Annotated in this window: 14 protein-coding genes; 7 read left to right on the forward strand and 7 right to left on the reverse strand. The window is 71.6% G+C overall.

Features of this window, described 5'->3' with window-relative positions; all coding sequences use genetic code 11:
- Window positions 1-336: oxidoreductase (locus tag B4M60_RS14060; protein WP_291085340.1), on the forward strand; the 336-nt coding region annotated here is incomplete at its 5' end.
- A 7-nt stretch (window positions 337-343) separates the two neighbouring features.
- Here the strand turns inward: B4M60_RS14060 and B4M60_RS14065 are convergent.
- Window positions 344-1861 carry a leucyl aminopeptidase gene (locus B4M60_RS14065; protein ID WP_291085421.1) on the reverse strand — a complete coding sequence of 506 codons (1518 nt, stop codon included), beginning with the start codon at window positions 1859-1861 and terminating at the stop codon, window positions 344-346.
- A 143-nt stretch (window positions 1862-2004) separates the two neighbouring features.
- Between B4M60_RS14065 and gcvT the strand changes: the two genes are divergently transcribed.
- Window positions 2005-3117, forward strand: a complete 1113-nt coding sequence (gcvT, locus tag B4M60_RS14070) for a glycine cleavage system aminomethyltransferase GcvT (protein ID WP_291085343.1) — start codon at window positions 2005-2007, stop codon at window positions 3115-3117.
- Between the two features lie 31 nt (window positions 3118-3148).
- The gene (locus tag B4M60_RS14075; RefSeq protein WP_291085346.1) at window positions 3149-4240 is read left to right on the forward strand and encodes a branched-chain amino acid aminotransferase; all 1092 of its coding nucleotides are present in this window, start codon (window positions 3149-3151) and stop codon (window positions 4238-4240) included.
- Between the two features lie 53 nt (window positions 4241-4293).
- On the opposite strand, the gene B4M60_RS14080 is transcribed toward B4M60_RS14075, so the two are convergent.
- The 3 genes from B4M60_RS14080 to B4M60_RS14090 are packed head-to-tail and all read right to left on the reverse strand — an operon-like array spanning window position 4294 to window position 7533.
- Window positions 4294-5064, reverse strand: coding sequence for an adenosylcobinamide-GDP ribazoletransferase (locus B4M60_RS14080; RefSeq protein WP_291085349.1), 771 nt, complete (start codon window positions 5062-5064; stop codon window positions 4294-4296).
- Between the two features lie 6 nt (window positions 5065-5070).
- The gene (gene cobT / locus B4M60_RS14085) at window positions 5071-6810 is read right to left on the reverse strand and encodes a nicotinate-nucleotide--dimethylbenzimidazole phosphoribosyltransferase (protein WP_291085352.1); all 1740 of its coding nucleotides are present in this window, start codon (window positions 6808-6810) and stop codon (window positions 5071-5073) included.
- A 30-nt stretch (window positions 6811-6840) separates the two neighbouring features.
- Window positions 6841-7533, reverse strand: a complete 693-nt coding sequence (locus tag B4M60_RS14090) for a DUF3043 domain-containing protein (RefSeq protein ID WP_291085356.1) — start codon at window positions 7531-7533, stop codon at window positions 6841-6843.
- Window positions 7534-7700: 167 nt separating this feature from the next.
- On the opposite strand from B4M60_RS14090, the gene B4M60_RS14095 reads away from it, so the two are divergent.
- Both B4M60_RS14095 and B4M60_RS14100 read left to right on the forward strand, forming a co-directional pair.
- A complete protein-coding gene (locus tag B4M60_RS14095) occupies window positions 7701-8048 on the forward strand; it encodes a HesB/IscA family protein (RefSeq protein ID WP_291085359.1) in 348 nt (115 codons plus the stop codon).
- Between the two features lie 65 nt (window positions 8049-8113).
- Complete coding sequence (locus tag B4M60_RS14100) at window positions 8114-9091, forward strand: carbohydrate kinase family protein (RefSeq protein WP_291085362.1); 978 nt, start codon at window positions 8114-8116, stop codon at window positions 9089-9091.
- 43 nt (window positions 9092-9134) lie between these two features.
- Here the strand turns inward: B4M60_RS14100 and asnB are convergent, their stop codons facing one another.
- Entirely contained in the window at window positions 9135-11060 is a 1926-nt protein-coding gene (gene asnB, locus B4M60_RS14105; protein WP_291085365.1) for an asparagine synthase (glutamine-hydrolyzing), read from the reverse strand.
- Between the two features lie 226 nt (window positions 11061-11286).
- Here asnB and B4M60_RS14110 point away from each other — a divergent pair, with 226 nt between their 5' ends.
- Together B4M60_RS14110 and B4M60_RS14115 are read left to right on the forward strand one after the other, a co-directional pair.
- Window positions 11287-12405 carry a cytochrome c oxidase subunit II gene (locus tag B4M60_RS14110; RefSeq protein ID WP_291085368.1) on the forward strand — a complete coding sequence of 373 codons (1119 nt, stop codon included), beginning with the start codon at window positions 11287-11289 and terminating at the stop codon, window positions 12403-12405.
- A gap of 37 nt (window positions 12406-12442) precedes the next feature.
- Window positions 12443-12859, forward strand: coding sequence for a cytochrome c oxidase subunit 4 (locus tag B4M60_RS14115; RefSeq protein ID WP_291085371.1), 417 nt, complete (start codon window positions 12443-12445; stop codon window positions 12857-12859).
- A 182-nt stretch (window positions 12860-13041) separates the two neighbouring features.
- On the opposite strand, the gene B4M60_RS14120 is transcribed toward B4M60_RS14115, so the two are convergent.
- Complete coding sequence (locus tag B4M60_RS14120) at window positions 13042-14199, reverse strand: acyl-CoA dehydrogenase family protein (protein ID WP_291085374.1); 1158 nt, start codon at window positions 14197-14199, stop codon at window positions 13042-13044.
- Window positions 14200-14311: 112 nt separating this feature from the next.
- Window positions 14312-14851, reverse strand: coding sequence for a DUF3253 domain-containing protein (locus tag B4M60_RS14125; RefSeq protein WP_291085377.1), 540 nt, complete (start codon window positions 14849-14851; stop codon window positions 14312-14314).
- Between the last annotated feature and the right edge of the window lie 56 nt (window positions 14852-14907).

A 14907-nucleotide genomic window follows, 5' to 3' on the forward strand; every position in this document is an offset into this window, starting at 1 on the left:
GGGACCCGGATCCCGGCGGACCCCGCCGATCTGGCCCACCTGCGGAACTGGTGCGACACCCGGGTGGGGATCGAGGCGTACCTCGAGCCGGAGACTCTCGTCTCGGTGCCGGGTCTGTGCCTGGTGGCCTTCGACGGTGAGTGGACGCGCCGGCCCGTGGGGGACGTGGCGACCGCCCGGAAGCTCACCGGCCAGCTGAAGATCCCCCTGTACGACGCGCTGGAGACCGGCTACCCGGATCGGATGCGCCTGTACGAGGAGGTCCGGATCGCCCGCGAGCGCAAGGAGCGGGCTCGTCGGCTGCGCGAACAGATCCGCGACGCCGACGGGCGGTGACCCGCGCTCAGTCGCCCGCGGCGATGTCCTCGAGGACCGCGAGCATCGTCCGGACGGGCACGCCGGTGCCGCCCTTGGGCAGGTAGCCCTCGGGTCCGCCGTCGTTGTAGGCGGGGCCCGCCACGTCGATGTGCGCCCACTCCACACCGTCGGCGACGAACTCGGAGAGGAACAACCCGGCGGAGAGCATGCCGCCCCAGCGGTGCGGGGTGACGTTGGTCAGGTCGGCGACCTCCGAGTCCAGGCCGTCGCGGAGCTCCTCGGGCAGCGGCATCGGCCACCCGCCCTCGCCGACCTCGCGGCTCAGCTCGGCCACGCGGTCGCGGAAGCCCTCGGTTCCCATGACCCCCGGGGTCCTCTTGCCCAGGGCCACCATCTGGGCGCCCGTGAGCGTGGCGGTGTCGACGAGGTGGGAGGGGGAGTCCTCGCAGGCGCGGACGATCGCGTCGGCCAGGATGAGCCGGCCCTCGGCGTCGGTGTTCTGCACCTCGACGGTCGTGCCGCCGTACATGGTCAGCACGTCGCCGGGGCGGTAGGCGGTCGACGAGGGCATGTTCTCGGCCATCGGCACGGTGGCCACCACGGTGAGCTCCAGCCCGAGCCGCGCGGCCAGGATGACGGTGGCCACGACCGCGGCCGCGCCGCCCATGTCCATGGTCATCTGTTCCATCCCGGCGGCCGGCTTGATGGAGATGCCGCCGGTGTCGAAGGTGACGCCCTTACCCACCAGCGCCACGGTGGGTCGGCCCTCGGCGCCGCGATGGGTCAGGCGCACCAGGCGCGGCCCGCGGGACGAGCCGCCGCCCACGGCGAGGATCCCGCCGAACCCGCCGGCGGCAAGCGCGGCCTCGTCCAGCACCTCGACCTCGAGCCCGGCGTCGGTGGCCAGGGCCGCGGCGCGGTCGGCGAACGACCCGGGGTACAGCAGGTTGGGCGGGGTGTTGACCAGGTCGCGGGCGAGGCCGACGCACTCCGCGATGGTGGCGGCGCGGGTCACCGCGGCGGTGCCGCCCCCGGCCACGAACACCCTCAGGGAGTCCGGTTCCTCGTCGTCGTCACGGTCGGTCTTCGCGGTGACCTTCGCCGGCCGGAACGACCCCAACCCGGCACCCAGCGCGACGGCCTCGGTCCGGTCGGCGTCGAGAAGCACCAGCGCGGCCCCCAGGCCACGGCAGGCGCGGGCGGCGGCGCCGGCGGCGCGGCGCAGGACCTCGTCGGTCACCTCGGCTCCCGCCGACCCGAGGCCGACCAGGATCACGGAGCCCCCCGGGACGCCCTCGGGCGCGGGGAGGCGGGTGGTGGACCCGACCTTGGTGGGGGCGCCGACAGCGCGGGCCAGCGCGCCGAGCGCCGCGGCGGCGTCGGCGGACAGGCCGGGGGCGACGACGACGGGGGCCGCGTCCTTGCCCGCGTCGCTGTCCGCCGCGATGCCCACCACCACCACATCGGACTCGACAGGCGTCGTGACCGCCTCGAGCGAGGCGAGGTCCGGGGTGTGGCTGAGGATCGACTGCGCGTCGGGCATGGAGCGCTCCTGGTGGTGGGTGAGGATGGCGGTGGTGACGAGCACGCCCGGCAGCCGTGGCGGTACCACCACGGCCGGGGCACCATAGTCTATCGACTACCGTGGGAGCACAGCCGTACAGGAGAACGCGAGGAGTGGTCGACATGACAGACACCGGGGACCTCTACGAGGGGCCGCTGCACTCTCGTCACGTGGAGGCCGGGGCCACGTTCGCCCCCTTCGGTGGCTGGTCGATGCCGGTCCAGTACACCGGGACGGTCGCCGAGCACACCGCCACCCGCACGGCCGTCGGCCTGTTCGACGTGAGCCACCTCGGCAAGGCGCTCGTGTCCGGCCCCGGCGCCGCCGGGTTCGTCAACTCCTGCTTCACCAACGACCTCGACCGCATCTCCGCCGGCAGCGCGCAGTACACGCTGTGCTGCGATGAGTCCGGGGGAGTGGTCGACGACCTCATCGCCTACCGGGTCTCCGACGAGGAGATCTTCCTCATCCCCAACGCCGCCAACACCGCGGAGGTCGTCCGGCGCCTGCAGGCGGCCGCCGCCGAGCGCGCACCGGAGATCACGGTGACCGACGAGCACCGCTCGCGCGCGGTGATCGCCGTCCAGGGCCCGCTCGCCGGGGAGGTCCTCACCGCGCTCGGCCTGCCGACCGATCTCGACTACATGGCGTTCGAGGACGCCGACTGGGGCGGGGGTTCCGTGAGGGTCTGCCGGACCGGCTACACCGGCGAGTACGGGTTCGAGGTCCTGCCCGCGTGGGACCAGGCCGGCCCGATCTGGGACGCCCTGGCCGAGCAGGTCCTCTCCCGCGAGGGCGCGCTGTGCGGCCTCGGGGCCCGCGACTCGTTGCGGACCGAGGCGGGGTACCCGCTGCACGGCCACGAGTTGTCCGTCGACCTCAGCCCGCTCGAGGCCCGGTGCGCGTGGGCCATCGGCTGGGACAAGCCGTCCTTCTGGGGCCGCGAGGAGCTGCTGCGGCAGAAGGAGGCCGGCCCGTCCCGGCGCATGTACGCGCTGGAGGTCACCGGTCGGGGCGTCCTCCGGGCCGGGCAGTCCGTCCGCGCCGGCGGCCGCGAGGTGGGCGTCACCAGTTCGGGGACGTTCTCGCCCACCCTCAAGACCGGGATCGCGCTGGCGTTCATCGAGCTCGACGCGGGGCTGACGAAGGGCGACGAGGTCGTGGTGGACGTCCGGGGACGAGAGGTACCGTGCCGCCTCGCGGTACCCCCCCTCGTCGAGATCCGCACCCGCTGACCCCGCCACTCCTCCCAGGAACGAGACGCCCATGTCCGAGTTCGTCATCCGTCCCTCCGCCGCGCCGATGTCCGCCGCCGAGCGCGAGGCCATCCTCGCCGCCCCCGGGTTCGGCAAGCACTTCACCGACCACATGGTCACCCTCCCGTACTCGAACGGCCGGTGGGGCACCCCGGTGGTCGAGGCGTACGCGCCGTTCACGATCGATCCCTCCGCGGTGGTCCTGCACTACGCCCAGACGATCTTCGAGGGACTCAAGGCCTACCGCCAGGCCGACGGCTCGATCGCGTCGTTCCGGCCCGAGCAGAACGCGGCGCGGTTCAACCGGTCCGCGGAGCGGCTGGCCATGCCCAGGCTCCCGGAGGAGCTGTTCATGGAGTCGTTGCGGCAGCTCGTCGCGATCGACCGCGACTGGGTCCCCGCCGCCGGCGGCGAGGAGGCCCTCTACCTGCGGCCCTTCATGATCGCCACCGAGACGGGGCTGGGGGTCCGGCCGGCCGACGAGTACCTGTACTCGGTCATCGCCTCGCCCGCGGGCGCCTACTTCTCCCGCGGCGTCGCGCCGGTGAGCGTCTGGCTGAGCACCGAGTTCGTCCGCGCCAGCCCGGGCGGAACCGGCGCGGCCAAGTTCGGCGGGAACTACGCGGCCTCCCTGCGGGCCCAGGAACAGGCCACCGCCGAGGGCTGCGACCAGGTGGTCTGGCTGGACGCCATCGAGCGCAAGTACATCGAGGAGATGGGCGGGATGAACCTGTTCTTCGTCCTTGGCTCCGGTGACTCCGCCGAGATCGTCACCCCGGAGCTGTCGGGATCGCTCCTGCCCGGCGTGACCCGCGACAGCCTCCTCCAGCTCTCCCGGCACCTCGGGTACCGGGTCACCGAGCGCAGGATCTCCGTCCAGGAGTGGGAGTCCGGTGTGGCCTCCGGCGAGATCACCGAGGTGTTCGCGTGCGGCACCGCCGCCGTGATCACCCCGGTCGGGTCGGTCAGGCACGCCGAGGGCGGGTACACGGTCGGCGACGGCGGGCCGGGCGAGATCACGATGCTCCTGCGCGAGACGCTCACCGGGATCCAGCGCGGATCCGTGGAGGACACGTTCGGCTGGATGACCACCCTGGTCTGACGGGGCCGGTCTGACGGGGCCGGTCCGGCCGGCAGGGGTCGGGGCGGGAACGGTCAGAGCAGGAGCACCGCCGCGACGAGGGCCGCGGCCGTGCCCGCCTCGATGGTCGCCCCGAGGACGTCGCCGCCGATCCCGCCGAGTCGGCGCACGGCGTGCCGGGAGAAGCCCGCCGATGCGAGGTACGCCGCGAGGCCCACCGCGGCACCGACGGCCGGCGGCCACCACCCCGCAAACCCCGCCCCGGCCAGGCCCGCCCCCGCCGCCGCGCACACCAGGCCGGCCGCCACCACCCCCGGCCGTGACTGCGAGCCCGCGACCAGCGCTCCGAAGCCCGTCGCGGACGCGGAGGGAACCCCACGCCGGAGCTGGACGACCGGCAGGCAACGGGACAGGACGTACGCGGCGACGGGGGCGAGCCACGCGCCCGACTCCACCAGGGTCCCGAGCGCGGCGACCTCGGCGAGGAGCACCAGGACCAGGACGGCCGCGCCCATCGGGCCCACCGACCCGGACCGCATGATCTCCAGCGCCCGCTCGGGCCCGGCGTACGACCCCAGGCCGTCGGCGGTGTCGGCCAAGGCGTCCACGTGCATCCCGCGGGTCAGCGCCAGCACCGCGGCGACCCCGACGACGCCCGAGAGGAGGGCGCCGGACCCGAGGGCGTGCGCGCCGTGGGCGGCGGCCGTGGCGGCCCCGCCGCACACCAGACCCACCACCGGGAGCGCGGTCATCGACCGGCCGGCGGCGGCGGCGTCCGGGACCCCTGCGGGTCCGACGGGCAGCACCGTCATCCAGGACAGGGCCAGGCGTACGGCGGCCACCACGTCCGGTCAGTCCTTGCCGCTGACCCCGGCGTCGCCGAAGGTCGCCATCTCCGTGAGGATCGCGATCGCGGCGTGGACGGTGGGCAGGGCCGCCACCGCTCCGCTGCCCTCGCCCAGCCGCATGGAGTGCTCGAGGATCGGGTCGAGCGAGAGGTAGGTCAGGGCCGCCGAGTGGGCGGGCTCGGCGCTCCGGTGGCCGGCCACCCACCACTGGCGGCAGCCGGGGGCCAGCGACTCGGCGAGCAGCGCGGCGGCCGTGACCACCGCCCCGTCGAGGATGCAGGGGGTCCTGCGGACCGCGGCCTGGGCCAGGAAGCCGGCCATCGCCGCGATGTCGGCTCCCGCGACGCGCCGCAGCATCGCGGCGGGATCCCGGAGGTCACCCGACGCCCGGAACATCGCGTCCCGGATCGCGGCGGTCTTGCGCATCCACCCCGCGTCGTCGACCCCGGTGCCCCGTCCGACCAGCTCGACCGGTTCGCGCCCGGTGACCAGGCAGGTCAGGACCGTGGCGGGTGTGGTGTTGCCGATCCCGAGATCGCCCGCGATGAGCAGGTCGGCCCCGGAGTCCACCTCCTCGTCCGCGATCCGGCGGCCGGCTGCGATGGCGGCGCGGACCTCGTCGTGGCTCAGCGAGTCCTCGCGGTCGATGGACCCGCTGGAGCGACGGATCTTGTGCGCGTCGAGTCCGCCCGGTCGTTCGGCGGACATCGCCATGTCGGCCACGCGGATCGTGGCGCCGGCCGCCCGCGCCAGGACGGACACCGCCGCGCCGCCGCCGACGATGTTGTCGGCCATCTGCAGGGTGACCTCCTGCGGGAACGCGGAGACCCCGTGCTCGGCGATGCCGTGATCGCCGGCGAACACCACCACCCTGGGCCGCTCGAGCGGTCGCGGCGGGCAGGCCCCCTGGCAGGAGGACATCCACACGCCGAGCTCCTCGAGCCGCCCGAGGGAGCCGGCAGGCTTGGTCAGCGTGAGCTGCCGGGCGCGGGCCTCGTCGGCGACGGTGTGGGACGGCGGGTGGACCGGGGGGAAGGACACGGGGTCGTCGTAGTGCTCGACGTCGCCCAGCCCCGGGAACTCCGGGGAGGCCACGGCGGTGGGGGACGGTGCCGCGGGGGACGGCGCCGCGGGAGACGGTGCCGCGGGAGACGGTGCGATGACGGTGCGGGTGGAGGCGCTGCGGGTGGAATCAGTGCGGGTGGAATCGGCGCCGACGGGGGCCTCCAGGGGGAGGGCGCGCCCCGCGACGACGAGGACGGCCGAGTCGCAGACCTCGGCCAGACGCCGGTTGAGCGAACCGATCAGGTCGGAGAAGACCCGCCCCGCCAGCGTGTCCGGCACCACCCCGAGGCCGACCTCGGGCGAGACGAGGATGACCGACCCGGGATGGTCGGCGACGGCCGAGACCAGCGCGTCGATCTCCCCGGCCACGGCGGCGCCGCCGTCGGTCCACCCCAGGGTGGCGTCCATCCGGCGGGTGAGCCACCCCCCGAGATCGTCCACGAGAACCGTCCCCGCCGGATGCTCCGCCAGCACCCGGGCGATCTCCGCGGTCTCCTCCGTGGCCCACTCCGCGGGTCTGCGGCCGGTGTGCGCGGCGATCCGGCGGGCCATCTCGTCGTCGTCGGGATCCCGTCGCGCGGTGGCCACGTACACCACGTCGGTACCGGTGGCGGCGGCCACCGCCTCGGCGTGGCCGGATTTGCCCGAGCGGGTACCGCCGAGGACGAGCAGGCGCATGGGGGTCGTGGCCTTCCGGGTCGGTGGGGGTCAGATGGCGTCGCCCGGGCGGACCCGGGGACGCGGGGTGCGGAGCATCCGCGGTTGCGTGGCCCGCATCACCGCGTACCACCCCATGCCGAAGCCGGCGTCCTCGGTGCCGGGGAACCGGTCGCGGACGGCCCGGTTGACCGTGCGGCCCAGGAGGAGCCCGTCCACCACGATCACCACGATCATCGCCATGAACGCGAGCTGGCTGAGCTCCTGCAGGGGCCCGGGGACGAGCTGGAACACGATCACGAACAGCGCCAGCGGCATGAACCAGTTGATGAGGCGCCGGTGGGTGTCGATCCAGTCACGGGCGAAGCGACGGACCTCGCCCCGGTCGCGGGAGAGCACGTAGCGGTCGTCGCCCTCCATCATGAGCTGGCGCCGCTCCTCGCGCGCCGCGCGCTCCTGCGCCCGGGCGGCCTTGCGCTCGTCCTTGGTCATGGCGGCCTCGGTGGTCTTGCGGCGCTCCTTGGCCTCCTTGCGGGTCATGGGCGCGGTCACCGGGCCGGAGCGCAGACCCCGCGCGCGCTCCTGGTCGCGCCGCTTGGGCGTGGGCTTGCCCTTGCCCGCGGGTCGGCGCGCGTCGGTGGACGGGTCCGGGCCCGCGGCGGCCGCGGAGTCCGGCCCGACGTCGGGACCTGGGGAACTCATGCCGGTGTCGTTCTTACCGGAGCCGAATGCACGCAACTTCACGCCCCCAGGCTAGGCGATGGGCCCGGGAGGCGAGCATTCACCCGCTCGTCACTCCAGGCGTATCGTGTCGGGGGACCGGATGTCCGGGGAATAGAGAGCTCCCCGGTGGGCGTTGCACGACGGTAGGACGCCACCGAAGACCCTCTCGGATCGCAAGGAGAACCGACATGACCACTGCGGAGAACACCGCCACCGGTGTACTGCTCACCGACGCCGCCGCCTCCAAGGCCAAGGCCCTCCTCGACCAGGAGGGTCGCGACGACCTCTCGCTGCGCATCGCCGTCCAGCCCGGTGGCTGCGCGGGCCTGCGCTACCAGCTCTTCTTTGACGACCGCAGCCTCGACGGCGACGTGGTCGACGACTTCGGCGGCGTCAAGCTCGCCGTCGACCGGATGAGCGTGCCCTACCTCACCGGGGCGTCGATCGACTTCGTCGACACCATCGAGAAGCAGGGGTTCACCATCGACAACCCCCAGGCGACCGGCTCCTGCGCCTGCGGCGACTCGTTCAACTGACCTCACAGCGCCACGGACGACCCGGCCCGATCATCGATCGGACCGGGTCGTCTACTGTCGGGTCCATGTCTGTCGTCATCACCGGGTCCATCGCCACCGACCACCTCATGACCTTCTCGGGGAAGTTCTCCGAGCAGCTCCTGCCGGACCAGCTCGCGCACGTGTCGCTGAGCTTCCTCGTGGATTCGCTCCAGATCCGGCGTGGCGGGGTGGGGGGGAACATCGCGTTCGCCCTGGGCGTGCTCGGCCGCGCGCCGCACCTCGTCGGGGCCGCGGGCGAGGACTTCGCCGAATACCGGACCTGGCTCGAGGACCACGGCGTGGACTGCTCGGCCGTCCACATCAGCTCCGCGCTGCACACCGCGCGGTTCGTGTGCACTACCGACTCCGAGATGGCGCAGTTCGCGTCGTTCTACCCCGGTGCGATGGGGGAGGCGGCCACCATCTCCCTCGCCCGGCTGGTGGAGCGGATCGGCCGGCCCGAGATCGTGCTCATCGGCGCCAACGACCCGACGGCCATGAACTCCCACACCGCGGAGTGCCGCGAGCTCGGCCTGGATTTTGCCGCCGACCCCTCCCAGCAGCTGGCGTTCCTCGACGGCGAGGCGGCCGCCGCGCTGGTCGACGGCGCCCGGTACCTGTTCACCAACGAGTACGAGTACGAGCTCCTGCTGAAGAAGACCGGGTGGACGCCCGAGGAGCTGGACTCCAGGGTCGGCACCCGTGTCACCACCCGGGGTGGGAAGGGCGTCGTGATCGTGGAGAGGGGCGCCGAGCCCCTCGAGGTGGGCATCGTCCCCTCGGAGAACCTCCTGGACCCCACCGGCGTCGGCGACGCGTTCCGCGCCGGCTTCCTCACCGGGGTCCTCGACGGCCTGTCGCTGGAGCGTTCCGCGCAGTTCGGCGCGCTCATCGCGACCCACGTCCTGGAGACCACCGGGACGCAGGAGTGGACCATCGACCCCGCCGCGGCGCGCCGCCGGCTTGCCGCCACCTACGGCGACGAGGCCGCCGAGGAGATCGCCGCGCTGCTCCCGGCCTGACCCCCGCGAGAGGCCCGGCCGCTGCGGGCCGGGCTGGCGGGGCCTAGAGGCGGACCGGGTACTCGCGCCGCTCGATGTCCGGGGTGATCCGCCCCTCCACGAAGATGCCGTGCCAGATCATGAAGCACAGCATGGTCCAGATCCGGCGGCTGTGATCGGAGACGCCGTCGCGGTGCTCGTCGAGCATCCTCAGCACCGCCGCCTTGTCCACGAACTCGTCGGTGCCGGAGGCCATGACGTGCTCGCGGGCCCAGTCGTGCAACTCCGGTCCGGCCAACCAGTGGCGGGTCGGCACGGGGAAGCCGAGCTTCTTCCGGTGGAGCACGTGCGCCGGGACGATCCGCTCCAGCGCCCTGCGCAGCGCGTACTTGGTCGTGCCGTGCGCGACCTTCTCCGTGTACGGCAGGCGGGAGGCGACCTCGTAGACCTCGCGGTCGAGGAACGGCACCCGCAGCTCGAGGGAGTTGGCCATGGTGACCTTGTCCGCCTTGACCAGGATGTCGCCGCGCAGCCACGTGAACAGGTCCAGGTGCTGCATGCGGGCGACGGGATCCCAGCCCCGGGAGCGCTCGTAGATCGGCGCCGTGACGTCCTGGTGGCCCCACTCGGGCCGGTAGTCCCTGAGGACCGACCTCACCTGCTCCTCGGAGAAGGACCGCGCGTTTCCGTAGTAGCGGTCCTCGAGGCTCATGGAGCCGCGGTGCAGCAGGCTCTTGCCGCGGGTGCCCTCGGGGATCCGGGTGCTCGCCCTGCCCAGCGCCCGGCGCAGGCCGCCGGGGATCCTCTCGAACGGCGCGAGTGAGAGCGGCTCCTTATAGATGGTGTACCCGCCGAACAACTCGTCGGCGCCCTCTCCCGAGAGGACCACCTTGACGTGCTTGCGGGCCTCGCGCGCGACGAAGTACAGGGGGACCAGCGCCGGGTCGGCGACCGGCTCGTCCAGATACCAGATGATCTCCGGGATCGCGGCGGCGAACTCCTCGGGGGAGACCACCTTGACGATGTGCTCGACTCCGATCGCCGCGGCGGATTCGGCGGCCACGTCGATCTCCGAGTAGCCCTCCCGCTCGAAGCCGGTGGTGAAGGTCAGGAGGTTCTCGTTGTGCCGGCGGGCCAGGGCCGCGATGGCGGTCGAGTCGATGCCGCCGGACAGGAACGAGCCCACGGTGACGTCGGCCCGCATGTGCTTGGCCACCGAGTCCTCGAGTGCGGCGGCGATCTCGTCGTACCGCCTCTCCTCCTGGCCGTCGGCCACCGGGACGACCGGGAACGTCGGCTCGAAGTACCGCTCGATCACCGGGGCCGTGCCGGGGGAGAGGGTGGCGTGGCAGCCGGACTCCAGCCGGCGGACCCCGCGGGTCAGCGTCTCGCCCTCCGGGACGTACTGGAGGGTGACGTAGTGCTGGAGGGCGCGGGTGTCGAGCGAGGTGTCGACGACGAGGAGGTCGACCAGTTCGGTGATCGACTTCTTCTCGCTCGCGAACGCGGTCCCCCCGGGGCCGGTGGCCATGTAGAGGGGCTTGATGCCAAATGGGTCGCGGGCCACGAAGAGCGTCCGCTCGACGGTGTCCCAGATGGCGAAGGCGAACATCCCGCGGAGCCGGCGGACCGCGGCGGGGCCCCAATGATGGAACGCGACGATGATCGGCTCGCCGTCGCCCTCGGTGTGGAACGTCGCGCCGTGCTCGTTCCGGAGCTCCTCCCTCAGTTCCAGGTAGTTGTAGATCTCGCCGTTGAACGTCAGTGCGTACCTGTCCGGTTGCCCGGGCGGTCCCCAGCGCAGGGGCTGGTGCGAGTGGGCGATGTCGATGATCGACAGCCGGTTGAAGCCGAAGGCCAGGTCGCCGTCGGCCCACGTGCCCACCTCGTCGGGGCCGCGGTGGCGCTGGCACCCCATCGCGCCCAGGATCCGCGACTCGTGGGTACGGGCGGAGCCGTCGGGGGTCAGTAGACCAAGCAGGCCACACATTCGTCGGGTACCTCGTCGATCGTGGTCGGGGTGGGGCTGGACCCGCCGATACGGGTCACGATGGCTTCGAATACTACTGCTCCGGATCCTCCCGGCCGTGGTGCCGAACGGCGAAGGGGTGAGTTGGGTGAAAAGCCGGGACCCGCAGCGTCCAAACTGAGACTCGTGGTCTACTCTTCTAAGGTGTCCCGGCCACGTGGCCGGAGCCGCTGATCAGGAAGGCGTGATGGTGGAACAGCGTGACGGGCGTCGTCGGACGCGCAGAGCTGCACTCGCGGTGTCTCTCGGCACATTGGGCTTGCTGTTGTCCGGTTGTAGCCTCCACACCGACAACAAATGGTGGAACCAGACCATGAACTTCGGGTTCCCCAACGGGATCACGCCCGAAGGCATCGCCATCAGGGAGTTCTGGACCCTGACGGTGGTCACCTCGCTGATCGTCGGCTTCTTCGTGTGGGGCCTGATCTTCTGGTCGATGGCCTTCCACCGCAAGCGGAAGAACGACAACGGCGAGTTCCCGCGTCAGACGGCGTACAACGTACCGCTGGAGCTGGTCTACACGGCGGTGCCGTTCGTGATCATCTCGGTGCTCTTCTACTTCACCGTCATCACGCAGAACAAGGTCCTCGACCTCCGTCCGGAGGAGGAGGTCGGGGTCAAGGTCGACGTCACCGCCTTCCAGTGGAACTGGAAGTTCGGCTACAACAAGGTCGACGTCGCGGGAGTGAGGATCGCCGACGGTACCAACGAGGAAGCCCAGCAGGCTGCCCTCGAGGCCGGCGTGCTCTCGGACGAGCAGCGTGAGGCGCTCGGTCACCACGGTGAGCCCGCCGCCGGTGGCCCGATCCACGGCCGACTCGCCGAGGACAAGTCCTACCTGTTCTTCAACGACATCGAGACCATCGGCACCTCGGAAGAGGTCCCGGTGCTGGTCGTGCCGACCGGTACCCGGATCGAGTTCCGCCTCGCGTCGGCCGACGTCGTCCACTCCTTCTGGATCCCCGAGTTCATCTACAAGCTGGATGTCATGCCGCACCCGGGCAAGAACCAGCAGCTGAGCATGTTCCAGGTCGAGCAGATCGAGCGTGAAGGCGCCTTCGTGGGACGGTGTGCCGAGATGTGCGGCGCGTACCACGCGATGATGAACTTCGAACTCCGGGCCGTGTCGCCCGAGGACTTCGCGAAGTACATCCAGTTCCGTGAGGACAACCCGACCGCGTCCAACGCGGAGGCCCTGCAGTCCATCGGGCAGGCGCCGTACTCCACGTCCACGGCACCGTTCAAGACCGGACGTAGCGATACCCGCGACCAGAACAACATCATCGAGAACGCATCCGCTAACTGACGTCTCTCTCCGGTATCACGCGAAGGGCTCCTGCACGATGAACGCAACAGTAAGAATCTTCGACGGACTGGTGATCTTCCTCGCCGTCATGGCCATCGCGTACGGCTACCTCACGGGCGCCTCGCGTACCGGGGTCGAGTGGGTCGGCACCACCGCCCTGGTGCTGTCCGCGGGGCTCTGCCTGCTGGTCGGCGGCTACCTGCGCTTCGTGGCCCGTCGCATCAGCACGCTGCCCGAGGACTACGAAGAGGCGGAGGTCTCGGACGGCGCGGGCGAGCTGGGCTTCTTCAGCCCTCACAGCTACTGGCCGTTCTTCATGGCGTTCTCGATCCTCATCCTCGGTTACGGCGCCGCCTTCTGGAACTGGTGGATCCTCATCGCCGGAGCGGTGGCGCTGATCATCACCGCCTCCGCGCTGGTGTTCGAGTACCACTGGGGCCGCGAGAAGCACTGACCCCACGCCACCGCGTGCAGCCGGGCCCCCACCGCGATCCGCGGTGGGGGCCCGGCTTGTTGTCCGCCGTCCTGGGATGATCGGATCGTGAGGGACCGCGAGACGGGTCGGGCCGGGGCCACTGCGCGTCGGCAGCGGCCCCGGCCCGTGCGGTCCCGGAGGGAGGCGTACAGGGGGCAGGCTTACAGCCCCATGTCCTTGGCGATGATGGACTTCATGACCTCGTTGGTCCCGCCGTAGATCCGGTTGACCCGGTTGTCCGAGTACAGGCGCGCGATCGGGTACTCGTTCATGAAGCCGTAGCCGCCGTGCAGCTGGAGACAGCGGTCGATGACCTCCGCCGCGACCTCGGTGCAGAACAGCTTGGCGGAGGCCGCCTCGGCCGCGGTCAGCTCGCCCGCGTCCAGGGCCTCGAGGGCGCGGTCCGCGACGGCCTGGGCGGCGTCGACCTTGGCCTGGCAGGCGGCCAGCTCGAACTTCGTGTTCTGGAACTCGGCGACCTGCTTGCCAAACACGACTCGCTGCTGCGTGTACTCCTTGGCGAAGCGCACGGCGGCCGCGGCCTGGGCGTACGCACCGTAGGCGATACCCCAACGCTCGGACGGCAGGTTCTGGCCGAGGTAGAAGAACCCGCGGTTCTCCTCGCCCAGCAGGTCCTCGACGGGAACCTTGACGTCCGTGAACGAGAGCTCGGCGGTGTCGGAGGTCTTGAGGCCGACCTTGTCCAGCTTGCGTCCCACCGCGTAACCCTCGAGCTTGGTGTCCACGGCGAGGAGCGAGATGCCGAAGCGGCGGTCGTCCTCGCGCGGGGGAGCGGTGCGGGCGCAGACGATCACCCGGTCGGCGTGGACGCCGCCGGTGATGAACGTCTTGGCGCCGTTGAGGACGTAGTGGGTGCCGTCCTCGGAGAGCTTGGCGGTGCTCTTCATGCCGGCCAGGTCCGACCCGGTCCCCGGCTCGGTCATGGCCAGCGCCCACATCTCCTCGCCCGCGACGAACTTCGGCAGGTAGCGCTGCTTCTGCTCCTCGGTGGCCAGGGCCTTGATGTAGGGCAGTCCGAGCAGCACGTGGACACCCGAGCCACCGAAGTTCACGCCGGCGCGGGCGGTCTCCTCGGACTGGATGGCCTCGAACTTGTGGGAGTTGATGCCCGCGCCGCCGTACTCCTCGTCGACGTTGATGCCGAACAATCCGAGGTCGGCGAGCTTGTAGTAGAACTCGCGGGGGACGATGCCGGCCTCGAACCACTCCTGGAAGTGAGGGGTCACCTCGGACTCGATGAAGTCGCGGAGGGTCTGGCGGAAGGCCTCGTGGTCTTCGTTGAACACAGTGCGGCGCAAGGGGATGCCTTTCCGTGGGATGCCCCGGCGAATTCCGAGCGCCGGGAGCGTCAGGTGATTGTCTCCTACTGGTGGCGATCGTACTAGGCCGCGACCTGCGACACGGCGAGGGTTACCCGCCGGTAGCTTGAGTGCCCGGGGCCGTGTCCCCGGATGCCGGCCTGGAGTCGAGGGCGGCGGCCGCGACGATCCTGATCGGCCCGCGGATCCGCGACCCGGGCACGTCCTCGCCGCGCTGCCGGATCGCCACGATCCCTTGGTCACGGAGTTCGAGGGCCACGTCCCTGGCGGTGTCCATGAGGTCCCGCCAGTGCTCGCCGCCGACGGCGCGCGCGGCGTCACTCGGGCAGATCGAGCCGCCCCCTCGGGACCGCAGGAGGGTGCGGATGGTGGCGGCGAGGCGGCGGCGGGTCCCCTCCTCCGTGGGATCCCACCACGGGTCCCCCCGTTCCCCGAGCGCCACCTTGGCGTCGTCGACCATCACCCTGGCGGCGTCGCCCTCGGTCTTCACGAGCCGGCGTCCCGTCATGAGGGCGGACACGAGTTCCGCGCGGAGCTTCTCCGGGATCGCCGGATCGGTCGCGCGCCACCGCCGACCGCCGACCACGATGTACCGCCCGTCCTCGGAGCGCTCGACCTCGTCCCTCGCCACACCGCGATCATGCTCCCGTGCGCCCGGGCTGTCACGAAACCGGGAGACGGAAGCGG

The sequence above is a fragment of the Dietzia sp. UBA5065 genome (assembly GCA_002415925.1).
GTDB lineage: Bacteria > Actinomycetota > Actinomycetes > Mycobacteriales > Mycobacteriaceae > Dietzia.

Bases quoted from the DNA above. Each gene is read 5' to 3' on its own strand.
- B4M60_RS14075 (WP_291085346.1), top strand. From the start codon at position 3,149: ATGTCCGAGTTCGTCATCCGTCCCTCCGCCGCGCCGATGTCCGCCGCC.
- gcvT (WP_291085343.1), top strand. From the start codon at position 2,005: ATGACAGACACCGGGGACCTCTACGAGGGGCCGCTGCACTCTCGTCAC.
- cobT (WP_291085352.1), bottom strand. From the start codon at position 6,810: ATGCGCCTGCTCGTCCTCGGCGGTACCCGCTCGGGCAAATCCGGCCAC.
- B4M60_RS14095 (WP_291085359.1), top strand. From the start codon at position 7,701: ATGACCACTGCGGAGAACACCGCCACCGGTGTACTGCTCACCGACGCC.
- asnB (WP_291085365.1), bottom strand. From the start codon at position 11,060: ATGTGTGGCCTGCTTGGTCTACTGACCCCCGACGGCTCCGCCCGTACC.
- B4M60_RS14100 (WP_291085362.1), top strand. From the start codon at position 8,114: ATGTCTGTCGTCATCACCGGGTCCATCGCCACCGACCACCTCATGACC.
- B4M60_RS14110 (WP_291085368.1), top strand. From the start codon at position 11,287: ATGGTGGAACAGCGTGACGGGCGTCGTCGGACGCGCAGAGCTGCACTC.
- B4M60_RS14065 (WP_291085421.1), bottom strand. From the start codon at position 1,861: ATGCCCGACGCGCAGTCGATCCTCAGCCACACCCCGGACCTCGCCTCG.
- B4M60_RS14115 (WP_291085371.1), top strand. From the start codon at position 12,443: ATGAACGCAACAGTAAGAATCTTCGACGGACTGGTGATCTTCCTCGCC.